This window comes from Kitasatospora sp. NPDC059817, from assembly GCF_042731835.1.
GTDB lineage: Bacteria > Actinomycetota > Actinomycetes > Streptomycetales > Streptomycetaceae > Kitasatospora.
In genome coordinates this window covers 6,213-16,954 of record NZ_JBHWIR010000164.1, presented here as the reverse complement: position 1 = coordinate 16,954, position 10,742 = coordinate 6,213, and the positions used below count along the sequence as shown (strand labels likewise).

The 10,742-nt window shown below is 72.5% G+C and carries 11 protein-coding genes; 7 read left to right on the top strand and 4 right to left on the bottom strand.

Annotated features, from left to right (window positions below; all coding sequences use genetic code 11):
- Positions 1–107: 107 nt before the first annotated feature.
- Positions 108–770 carry an SMI1/KNR4 family protein gene (locus ACFV61_RS27735; protein WP_380494497.1) on the bottom strand — a complete coding sequence of 221 codons (663 nt, stop codon included), beginning with the start codon at positions 768–770 and terminating at the stop codon, positions 108–110.
- Between the two features lie 280 nt (positions 771–1,050).
- Between ACFV61_RS27735 and ACFV61_RS27730 the strand changes: the two genes are divergently transcribed.
- From ACFV61_RS27730 to ACFV61_RS27720, 3 genes are all read left to right on the top strand, one after another.
- Positions 1,051–1,971, top strand: a complete 921-nt coding sequence (locus tag ACFV61_RS27730) for a carbohydrate ABC transporter permease (protein ID WP_063346087.1) — start codon at positions 1,051–1,053, stop codon at positions 1,969–1,971.
- Entirely contained in the window at positions 1,968–2,876 is a 909-nt protein-coding gene (locus ACFV61_RS27725) for a carbohydrate ABC transporter permease (RefSeq protein WP_079135349.1), read from the top strand. The genes ACFV61_RS27730 and ACFV61_RS27725 overlap by 4 nt, the downstream gene beginning before the upstream one ends.
- Before the next feature lie 64 nt (positions 2,877–2,940).
- The gene (locus tag ACFV61_RS27720; RefSeq protein WP_380494495.1) at positions 2,941–4,332 is read left to right on the top strand and encodes an ABC transporter substrate-binding protein; all 1,392 of its coding nucleotides are present in this window, start codon (positions 2,941–2,943) and stop codon (positions 4,330–4,332) included.
- A gap of 161 nt (positions 4,333–4,493) precedes the next feature.
- Here ACFV61_RS27720 and ACFV61_RS27715 read toward each other — a convergent pair whose 3' ends face one another.
- The gene (locus tag ACFV61_RS27715) at positions 4,494–4,763 is read right to left on the bottom strand and encodes a helix-turn-helix domain-containing protein (protein ID WP_063346085.1); all 270 of its coding nucleotides are present in this window, start codon (positions 4,761–4,763) and stop codon (positions 4,494–4,496) included.
- 140 nt (positions 4,764–4,903) lie between these two features.
- On the opposite strand from ACFV61_RS27715, the gene map reads away from it, so the two are divergent.
- The 3 genes from map to ACFV61_RS27700 all read left to right on the top strand — a co-directional run bounded on the left by map (position 4,904) and on the right by ACFV61_RS27700 (position 8,626).
- Positions 4,904–5,671, top strand: coding sequence for a type I methionyl aminopeptidase (gene map / locus ACFV61_RS27710; protein WP_380344523.1), 768 nt, complete (start codon positions 4,904–4,906; stop codon positions 5,669–5,671).
- 181 nt (positions 5,672–5,852) lie between these two features.
- Complete coding sequence (locus ACFV61_RS27705) at positions 5,853–8,261, top strand: transglycosylase domain-containing protein (protein ID WP_380494493.1); 2,409 nt, start codon at positions 5,853–5,855, stop codon at positions 8,259–8,261.
- Positions 8,262–8,329: 68 nt separating this feature from the next.
- Positions 8,330–8,626: a hypothetical protein gene (locus tag ACFV61_RS27700; protein ID WP_380494491.1), complete on the top strand. Its 297-nt coding sequence runs from the start codon at positions 8,330–8,332 to the stop codon at positions 8,624–8,626.
- Positions 8,627–8,634: 8 nt separating this feature from the next.
- Here ACFV61_RS27700 and ACFV61_RS27695 read toward each other — a convergent pair whose 3' ends face one another.
- Both ACFV61_RS27695 and ACFV61_RS27690 read right to left on the bottom strand, forming a co-directional pair.
- The gene (locus tag ACFV61_RS27695) at positions 8,635–9,219 is read right to left on the bottom strand and encodes a hypothetical protein (RefSeq protein ID WP_063346081.1); all 585 of its coding nucleotides are present in this window, start codon (positions 9,217–9,219) and stop codon (positions 8,635–8,637) included.
- Between the two features lie 31 nt (positions 9,220–9,250).
- A complete protein-coding gene (locus tag ACFV61_RS27690; protein WP_380427952.1) occupies positions 9,251–9,799 on the bottom strand; it encodes an RBBP9/YdeN family alpha/beta hydrolase in 549 nt (182 codons plus the stop codon).
- Between the two features lie 256 nt (positions 9,800–10,055).
- On the opposite strand from ACFV61_RS27690, the gene ACFV61_RS27685 reads away from it, so the two are divergent.
- Complete coding sequence (locus ACFV61_RS27685; protein ID WP_063346079.1) at positions 10,056–10,622, top strand: DJ-1/PfpI family protein; 567 nt, start codon at positions 10,056–10,058, stop codon at positions 10,620–10,622.
- The last annotated feature ends 120 nt before the right edge of the window (positions 10,623–10,742 follow it).

The following is a 10,742-nucleotide window of genomic DNA, read 5'->3' as shown; positions in this document are numbered from 1 at the left end:
CGCGCGCGCGCGGCCGCGGGGGGGGCGGGCGCGCCGGCCGACCACGCTCCAGACGGCTCGGATACCAGGGGGGGTGCTGTCGGGGCCCCCCCCCCCCCCCCGTCAGGTCACTGCTCGGCCAGTGCGTCCCGGGCCTCCTCGGTCCGGGCCCGGGCCACCACGAAGTCCTCGCTGAGCTCGACGACCAGCACGTCCGGCCCGGTGAACCAGCGGCAGCCGCGGCCGAGCCGGGGCAGCTCCGCCAGCCCCTCCGGCACCTCCGCCCCGGACTCGGCGAACACGCTCAACTCGTCGTCCTGCAAAAGCTTCTCCACCATCACCATCACCGCCGCGGCCGTCGAGAAGCGCTCCTCCCAGGGCTCCCAGCACTCCGCCGACTTGTCCGCGAGGTCGAGCCGGCCCACCGTCGGCGGATCGTCCTGGTCGAGGTCGGCCAGCAGGACGCCCCAGTGCACGCACGCCTGGTTCTCCTCCTGGTAGACCAAAGCGCCCTCCAGGACGAACAGTTCCTCCGGCGGCAGCAGTCGGTTGTGGTTGCCGGTGAGGTCCTCCCGGCGGCCGAACAGCCGGTACGCCTCGCGCAGCGCGGCCGGCAGCCGCAGGCCCAGGCGCCCTTCGGCGGCGTCGAGTTCGGCGTCGGTGAAGCCGTCGTCGGGCCGCAGCGGCTCGCCCCAGTAGGCGGCGAAGCCCTCGACCAGCGCCCGGGTGCCCGTGCGGCCCCGCAGGGATTCGGCCATCGCGGCCCGGATGTCGAATTCGGTGTCGTCCATCCGGGAACCGTACGACGCCCCACCGACAGTCCCGCCCCACCGACAGTCCGGGGCCACCGGAGGGCGTACCGGAACGGGCGGGGGCGCGCCGCACACCTCGCCCGCCCGCGACCGGCCGGGGACGCGTCCCAACGCCCGTCCGCCCACGACCGGCCGAATCTGACGCGAACGCGTAATCCCACCGACACCCGTTGCTCACCGTGGGGTTTCCAACCCGTCGTGTGGGCAGGACACGGTTTCGGCCGGAACCGACGCAACGAAAGGCGGGACGCGCAAACCCATGCCGACCGCACCGCACACCAAGCCCCACCCGGGCCGCCGAAGCCGCTGGGGTGAGCACGGCCTCGCCTGGGCCTTCCTGCTGCCCTCCCTGGTGGTCTTCGTCCTCTTCATCGGCTACCCGCTGGGACGGACCGTCTACCTGAGCGGACACGCCAACGACCTGTTCGGCGCGCCCTCCCGCTACGTCGGGCTGAAGCACTACACCGAGCTGCTGACCTCGGCGGACTTCCGGCGCACGCTCGTCACCACCGCCCTGTTCACGCTGCTCACCGTGGTGCCCGGCGTGCTGGGCGCGCTGGTGCTGGTGCTGCTCCTGGAGAACCGGATCCGGGGCGTGCGGCTGCTGCGCTCCGCGTTCGCGCTGCCCTTCGCCTTCTCGGTGGCCAGCGCGTCCGTGGTCTTCGCGGTGTTCTTCAACCCCGCCAGCGGGGTGCTCAACGGCCTGCTCTCGCACGTCGGGCTGGGCCCGATCGGCTGGCTGACCGACTCCCGGTACGCGCTGGTCTCGGTGGCCGTCACCACGGTGTGGATGAGCCTCGGCTACAACGTCCTGGTGCTGTCCGCCGGCATCGGCTCGATCCCCGGCGAGATCCTGGAGGCCGCGCGGATCGACGGCGCCTCGGGGCTGCGGCTGGCCCGTTCGATCACCGTGCCGATGCTCGGCCCGAACCTGTTCTTCCTGACCGTGGTCTCCACCGTCCACTCGCTGCAGAGTTTCGGCCAGATCCACATCCTCACCAAGGGCGGCCCCGACGGCGCCACCCGGACCCTCGTCTACTCCGTCTACGAGAAGGCCTTCGCCTACGGCTCCAGCGACTTCGGCACCGCGAGTGCCCAGGCCGTGGTGCTGCTCGTGGTCGTCCTCGCCTGCACGGCCGTCCAGTTCGGCGTCCTGGAGCGGAAGGTGCACTACGCATGACCGTGACCGCCACCGAGGCCGGGCCCGGGGCCCAGGACGGGGCCGCCGCGCCGCGCCCGCGCCCCCGCGTCCTGGCCGGCCGCTCGCCGCGCGACCTGCTCGGCCGCGCCGCCGTCTACCTGCTGCTCGCCGTCGCCGTCGTCACCGTGGCCTTCCCGGTGTACTACGCGATCGCCGGCGCCTTCATGAGCCCGTCCGAACTCTCCTCCTACCCGCCGGCGCTGGTGCCCCACTCGGTGACCGGGCGGAACTTCTCCGGCGCCGTCGACACCGTCCCGCTGGCGAGGCAGTACGCCAACTCGGCGATCGTGGCGACCGTCATCACGCTCGCCCAGCTGTTCACCTCGGTCCTCGCCGCGTACGCCTTCGTGTTCCTGCCGCTCAAGGCGCGGGCCGTGGTGTTCGGGGTGTTCCTGGCGACGCTGATGGTCCCGTGGGAGGCCATCATCATCCCCAACTACCTGACGCTGTCCGGCTGGGGGCTCGGGAACACCTACTTCGGCCTGGTGCTGCCCTTCCTCGCCTCCGGCTTCGGCACCTTCATGCTGCGGCAGGCCTTCCGGCAGCTGCCCGGCGAACTGCGCGACGCCGCGCGGATCGACGGCGCGGGCCACTGGCGGTTCCTGTGGCGGATCGTCGTCCCGCTCAACAAGCCGGCCCTGGCGGCGCTGTCGATCTACGTCTTCCTGTCCGCCTGGAACCAGTACTTCTGGCCGCTGATCATCACCCGCACGGCGAACATGCAGACCCTGCAGATCGGCCTCACCTCGCTGCGCGACTCCGAGATGTCCGACCCGGGCCTGATCCTCGCCGGCGTCGTGCTCTCCCTGCTGCCCACGCTCGCCCTGGTGGTCTTCGGCCAGCGCTTCATCGTCCGCGGTCTCACCGCGGGCGCCGTCCGCTGACCCGCTCCGCCGCTTCCTCCCGTTCCTTCGAGCACGTCCCTCCCGACAGAGAGAGAACCCTCCCGTGAAGAAGAGTGCCCGCGCGCTCGCGGCCCTGCTGGTGGCCGGCCTGTCCCTGACCGCCTGTAGCTCCGGCGACTCCACCTCCGGCTCCGGCGGCTCCTCCGACGCCGCCCCCGGCGCCCAGGCGCTCGACCAGGCCTCGGGCGTCACCGGCGTCGAGTTCTGGCACTCGATGACGGGGAAGAACGCCGAGGTCCTCACCGGGCTGGTCAGCCAGTTCAACGCCGCCCACCAGGGCAAGATCGAGGTCAAGGCGCAGTTCCAGGGCAAGTACGACGACCTGGTCGCCAAGTACAAGGCCGCGGTGCAGCAGAAGGGCACCCCCGCCCTGGTGCAGGTCTACGACATCGGCACCCGGTTCATGATCGACTCCAAGCAGACCGTCCCGGCCCAGGCCTTCGCCGACAAGGACGGCTTCGCCCTCGACGACCTCGACCCGAACATCCGCAACTACTACTCCGTCGGCGGCAAGCTCGTCTCGATGCCGTTCAACTCCTCCATGCCGCTGCTCTACCTCAACGCCGACGCCTTCAAGGAGGCCGGCCTCGACCCGGCCCAGCCGCCCAAGGACCTCGCCGAACTCGGCGAGCTGGCGAAGAAGCTGACGAAGAAGGACGCCGACGGCAAGACCGTCCGCTACGGCTTCGGCGCCGCCATCTACGGCTGGTTCGTCGAGCAGCTGCTCGCCGAGTCCGGCACCATGTACTGCGACCAGGACAACGGCCGCAGCAACAAGGCCGGCAAGGCCGTCTTCGACTCCGCCCAGGGCGCGCAGGTCGTCCAGTGGTGGGCCGACCTCGTCAAGGGCGGCTACGCGGCCAACACCGGCCGCAACACCGACGACGCCCAGGCCGCGTTCAAGGCCGGCACCGTCGCCATGCACCTGGAGTCCACCGGCGTGCTGCGCGGCTACACCGAGGCCGCCAAGTTCGCCGTCGGCACCGCGGCCTTCCCCAAGGTCGCCGCCGCCGACCAGGGCGGCCCGGTCATCGGCGGCGCCTCGCTGTGGATCAGCGGCCCCGGCCACTCCGACGCCGAGAAGCGCGCCGCCTGGGAGTTCGAGAAGTTCGTCACCGCCCCCGAGCAGCAGGCCGTCTGGCACACCGGCACCGGCTACTTCCCGGTCAACCGCAAGTCCCTGGACGACCCCAAGGACAAGGAGTGGGTCGCCAAGTACCCGCAGTTCCAGACGGCCATCGAGCAGCTCAAGGCCACCAAGCCCTCCCCGGCCACCGCCGGCTGCCTGCTCGGCGTGATGCCGCAGGCCCGCAAGGGCGTCGAGACCGCCATCGAGCAGACCATCGCCGGCTCCAAGACCGCCCAGCAGGCCCTGGCCGACGCGGCCAAGGAACTCCAGCCCGCCATCGACAGCTACAACAGCTCCGTGAACTGACCACCTCCCTGCCCCACGGCCACCGGCCCGACTCACGGCCACCGGCCCGCCCTACGACGGCCCGCCCGGCGCAGCACGCGCCCGGCGGGCCGCCGCCGTCCGGGACCATCGCCCGGGAGCGCCGCTCGGGGCTCAGCCGTCGGCGTCAAGGCGCTAAGGCGTCACGCCGACAGGGCTTCGCCGTCCTCCGGGAGCGCGCACACGGCCGCCAGCTCGTCCAGCGACAGATCCAGTGCGAACGCCAGCGCGGCGATGGTGAAGAACGACGGCGTCGGCGCCCGTCCGGTCTCGATCTTGCGCAGCGTCTCCGCCGAGACGCCGGCCACCGCCGCCACCTCGACCATGCTGCGTGCGCCGCGCGCCTCGCGCAGCAGCGCCCCGAAGCGCTCCCCGCGCTCGCGCTCCCACGGGGTCAGTGGAGTCCTCACCATGCCTTCGATACTAGGGCCTCCCTGCCGGGGTCATGCCGCGTGCCCCGCCCCGGTGCTCCCGTCCGGCCGCGCGGCCGCCCCACCTTCGACCGTGATACAAATACCGGTATAAGAATTGGATCGAGGGGAGACGACCCACCATGGTCGAAATCAAGTCGGACGCCGCCCTGGACGCGATGCGCGAAGCCGGGCGAGTGGTGGCGGACGCGCTGGCCGCCGTGCAGGACGCGGCGGCCGTGGGCGTCAGCCTGCTGGAGCTGGACGAGGTGGCGCACGGCGTGCTGCGGGCGGCCGGGGCCACCTCGCCGTTCCTCGGCTACCGGCCGTCCTTCGCGCCCGTGCCGTTCCCGGCCGTCATCTGCGCCTCGGTGAACGACGCCGTCGTGCACGGCATCCCGGGCGGCTACCGGCTGCGCGACGGCGACCTGGTGAGCATCGACTGCGGCGCCCTCCTGGACGGCTGGGCCGGGGACTCCGCCGTCAGCTTCACCGTCGGCGCCGCCCGGCCCGAGGACGCGGCACTGATCGACACCACCCGGCGCGCCCTGGAGGCCGGGATCGCCGCCGCCGTGGTCGGCAACCGGATCGGTGACATCGCGCACGCCATCGGCAAGGTCGCCCGCGCCGGGCGCTACGGCCTGCTCGAAGGCTTCGGCGGGCACGGCATCGGGCGGAGCATGCACGAGGACCCGCACGTGCCCAACGAGGGCCGCCCGGGCCGGGGTTACCCGCTGCGCCCCGGCCTGGTGCTGGCGCTGGAGCCGATGCTGACGGCGGGCGGCCGGGGCGACTACCACACCGACCCGGACGGCTGGACGCTGCGCACCACGGACGGCAGCCGCGCCGCGCACATCGAGCACACCGTCGCCATCACCGAGGACGGCCCGCGCGTCCTGACCCTCCGGTAGCCGGGGCACTGCGGGCGGGTGCGCATCCGGGCGGGAGCAACAGGCCGTAGACGAACGGTCCTTGCCCGAACCCGGGCGCCCGTCCGACCGGCTGGAATGAGCCGAATCTGTGGCGGATTTGTGACAAAGCTTCGCCAACACCCTGCCCTGGCACGGTATTCGCGGCCGTAGTGTTCCAGTTATGTCACCGAAGAGCCGCATACCTGCCCCGGACGCGGGCGACACCTGGGTGCCGCGCCCGCGGCGCCGTGAGACCCCGATCGGATTCCTGGGTCACACGGTCACGTTCCTCGGCTGCTGCACTCTCGGCGGTGTCCTGCTGGCCGGCCTCATCCTTCCCGCGGCGGGCGCCGTCGGGCTCGGGGCCAAGAGCAGCGCCGAGGGCTTCGAGAGCATCCCCGATGACTTCAAGGCGCCGGCGCTGACGCAGGCCACCCAGGTCTTCGACGCCAAGGGCGGCCTGATCGCCAAGGTCTACGAGCGGGACCGCACGGTGATACCCGCCGAACAGATGTCACCGCTGATGCGCCAGGCGCAGGTGGACATCGAGGACGCCCGTTTCTACGAGCACGGCGCCGTCGACCTCAAGGGCATCCTGCGGGCGATCACCAAGAACGCGGAGAGCGGCGCCGCCGTCCAGGGCGCGTCGACGCTGACCCAGCAGTACGTGAAGAACGTCAACGTGGAGAAGGCCGGCGACGACCCGGTGGCCGTCCTGGAGGCGCAGCGCAAGACGCTCGGCCGCAAGATCCAGGAACTCCGGTACGCCATCAAGCTGGAGGAGGACCTGACGAAGGATCAGATCCTCACCAACTACCTGAACATCACCTTCTACGGCCATCAGGCGTACGGCATACAGGCGGCCGCCCAGCGCTACTTCAGCAAGGACGCGAAGGACCTCGCCCTCCCCGAGGCGGCCATGCTCGCCGGGCTGGTGCAGAACCCGTCCCAGTACGACCCGAAGCTGCACCCGGTGGCCGCGCAGAAGCGCCGGGACACCGTCATCGACAAGATGGTCGAGAACAAGCACATCACCGCGGACCAGGCCAAGGAGGCGAAGGCCGCCCCGCTGGGCCTGAAGTACCGGGACCCGCAGAACGGTTGCATCACCGCCCAGGCCGGCATGGGCTTCTTCTGCGACTACGTGCGCCACGTGGTCAAGCAGGACCCGGTGTTCGGCAAGAGCGCCGCCGAGCGCAAGAAGCTGTGGGACACCGGCGGCCTCAACATCTACACCACGCTGGACCCGGAGAAGCAGGCCGCCGCCCAGAACGCCGTCTCCGAGCAGGTGTACGTCACCGACCCGGTCTCGGCGGCGATGACGATGGTCGTGCCCGGTACCGGCAAGATCCTGGCGATGGCGCAGACCCGCCCCTACGGTCTGGCGAAGGAGAAGAATCAGACCGTCGTCAACTACAACGTGGACGCGGCGATGGGCGGCGGCATCGGCTTCCAGCCCGGCTCCAACTTCAAGCCGATCGTGGCCGCCGCCGCCCTGGAGGCCGGCCTGCCGCCCACCCAGCGGTACGACTCGCCCAACCGCATGGACTGGCCGACGATGAGGACCTGCGACGGCACCTGGAAGAACCTGAGCAAGGGCAAGAAGGAGGGCAGCATCCCGAACGAGAGCGCGCGCGAGGTCGGCCCGTACGAGCTCAAGGAGGCGATGGCCCTCTCGGTGAACACCTACTTCGTGCAGATGGAGCAGGAGATCGGCCTCTGCGCGGTCAAGCAGATGGCCAACAAGCTGGGCGTCACCGGCAAGGCCAGCGGTGACCCGTTGCAGGAGCTGCCCGCCCTCGGCCTCGGCACCCAGGAGGTGAGCCCGTTGACGATGGCGAACGTGTACGCGAGCTTCGCCGCCCGCGGCACCTACTGCGCGCCGCTGGCGATCAACAAGATCTCCACGGTGGACGGCAAGGACGTCCCGGTGAGCCCGGCCAAGTGCACCGAGGCGATGTCCACGGACACCGCCGACGTGATCAACAGCGTGCTGCTCGGCGTGACGGAGAAGGGCACCGCCAAGGACCTCAGGCTGGACGACCGCCGGCAGATCGCGGCCAAGACCGGGACGACGGACGAGAAGAAGTCGGCCTGGTTCACCGGCTACACCGGCAACCTGGCCGGCTCGGTCTGGCTGGGCAGCCCGGGCACCAAGGTGCCGATGAAGAACATCCGGATCGGCGGCCACTACCAGCAGGAGGTCTTCGGCGCGACCGGCCCGGGCCCGATCTGGGAGCAGGCGATGAGCGACGCCGTCCGGAACATGCCGGAGAAGGAGTTCCCGACGGTCTACATCCCGGACCCGCCCAAGCGCGACCCGAACTGCGCCACCCCCAGCGGCTCGCCGACCGGCTCCTGCGGGAGCGGCTCGGGCAAGCAGCGCCCGAGCAGCCCCGGCAACGCGAGCACTCCGGGCAACGCGAGTACCCCGGGCAGCACGGGCAACCCGGTCGGCCCGCTCAACCCGAACAGTCCGGTCGGCCGCTCCGCGCCGTCCGGGCAGTCCACGCAGTCCGGGCAGTCCGGGCAGTCCACCCCGCTGGCCCCCGCCGCGCCGGCCGACCCCGGCGACAACCAGGACCAGTGAACCGCCCGGCCCCGCCTGAGTACCCGTGCTCAGGCGGGGCCGCGGCCCGGCGGCGGACGATGGGTGCCATGCCGCACAGCATCCTCGGCGTCCCCGCCGTGTTCTGGCCCTCGATCGGCTACCTGGCCGGGTACCTGGTGATCGGGCTCGCCGCCGCCCGCGAACTGCGCGCGGGCACCAGCGCGGCCAATGCGGTCCGGCAGTGGACCGCCGTCGTCTGGACGATGCCCGGCTTCCTGCCAGCGATGGTCGTCAACCCGTTCCCGGACGGCAGTGCGGCCCGCTTCCTGTCCGCCACCGCCGTGGGCGCGGCGGGCAACGCGGCGCTGCTCGCCCTGCTCGCCCACGCGGTGGGGCTGCCGTAGCGCGGACGCTACCGCGCCTCGACCGGCTCGCCGGTGTCCTGGTCCAGGTTGAAGACCCGCCGGTAGGAGTCGGTGACCACGGTGATCTGGTCCCGGCCGGTCCAACTCGCCTCCACCAGCCGGGCGTCGTCCGGTGCCCGGCCGATCTGGGCCAGTGACCAGCGCCGCGCGGACCAGCCCGCGCCGACCTCCAGCAGCACCTGCCAGTCGTCGTTGTCCTTCGGCGCGGTGGCGTACGAGCGGTGCACCACGACCAGCGCCAGCTCCTGGCGGGCCGGGGCGGTCTCCCGGCTGCGCGTCTCGGCCGCCGCGACCTTGTGCGCGGCCAGCACGCCGAGCAGGAACACCACCCCGGCCGTCACCGTGACCGCCCGGGTGGCCGTCCGTACGGCGGTGCGCCGGTCGCCCAGCCAGGCGGCGGCGATCAGCGCGGCCAGCGCCGCGCCGAGCAGCAGCTCGGGCCGGTTGAGCAGGTCGGCGACCAGCATCAGCCCGCCCGAGCGGCTCTCCCACTGCCCCTCGGTGTAGAGCAGCACGGCGGCCGCCCCGCCCGCCAGCAGCAGCCGGACCAGGGTGCGCCTGGCCTTCGGCATCCGGTTCCTCATCGTCCCCCCGTCCGATGTGTCACAGCTCTGCGAGCAGCTTGCGGCCCTCCGGCCAGTCGCCCAGCCCGGAGCCCGAGTTGAGGTGCCCGTACGCGCCCGGCTCGACGTACCGGGCGCCCCACGCGTCGGCGAACAGCCGGGCCCGCTCGGGGCTGACCCACGGGTCGTCGGTGCTGGCGACGACCACGGCCGGGAACGGGAACGGCGCCAGGGCCACCGGGCGGAAGCCGGTCAGCTCCGGGACTTCGGCGGTGTCGATGTCCGCGGGGGCGACCAGCAGCGCGCCGCGCACCGCGGCGGTCCGCCCGGCGGGCGCGGCGGACACCCAGCGGGCCACCGTGACGCAGCCGAGGCTGTGGGCGACCAGCACCACCGGCCCGTCGGCGGCGGCCCCGGCCACCGCCGCGTCCACCCGGGCGATCCAGTCGCTCTGGTCGGGGTGGTCCCAGTCCGCCTGCTGGACCCGGCGGAAGGCGTCCGGTTCGGCGGCCTCCCAGCGGGTCTGCCAGTGCTCGGGGCCCGAGTCCTGGTAGCCGGGCAGGACGAGGTAGGTGGTGCGGTCCGGCATGGGCTCCTCCGGTGTGCGGTCGTGGCGGGCAGCAGGAGTCTAGGACGCGGGCAGCCGCGGCCCGCAGCCGGGCGGTGACCGGGCGCGCACGGCCCCCGGCGGGCGCGTACGCCCGGTGACGCGCCGCAGTACGCCCGGTGCGCCCTGTTGCCAACGGCGCGGCCGGTGCGGGAGGTTGGTCCGGGCCCGCGGCCGGTGGCCACCGGTCGGGGTCCACGCCGTGTCGGACGCTCGACCATGTGGAGGGATGTCGGCGATGACATCGAAGATCCTGCTCGTCACCGGGGACGCCGCCGAGTCGCTGGAGGTGTTCTACCCGTACCAGCGGCTGCGCGAGGAGGGCTACCAGGTCGACATCGCCGCTCCGACCAGGAAGCGACTCCAGTTCGTCGTCCACGACTTCGTCGACGGCTACGACACCTACACCGAGAAGCCCGGCTACACCTGGCCCGCCGACCTCGCCTTCGCCGACGTCGACCCGGCCGACTACGTCGCGCTGGTCATCCCCGGCGGCCGCGCCCCCGAGTACCTGCGCAACGACCCGGACGTGCAGCGGATCGTCCAGCACTTCTTCGCCGGCGACAAGCCGGTCGCACAGATCTGCCACGGCCCGCTGATCACCGCCGCCGCCGGGGTGCTGTCCGGCCGCCGCAGCTCCGCCTACCCGGCGCTGGCACCGGACGTGAAGGCGGCGGGCGCCGAATTCGTCGACGGCGAGGCGGTGGTGGACGGCGTGGTCGTCTCGGCCCGCGCCTGGCCCGACCACCCGGCGTGGCTGCGCGCGTTCATCGAGATCCTGCGCACCAAGGCACCGGCCTCCTGACCCGCCCCGGCCCGGGGGGGGGGGGGGGCCCCCGCCGCGGGCGGGGGGGGGGGGGCCGCGCGGGCGGGGGGGCGCGCCCCCCGCCCCGCGCCCGCGCGCCCGCCCCGCGCGCGGCCGCCG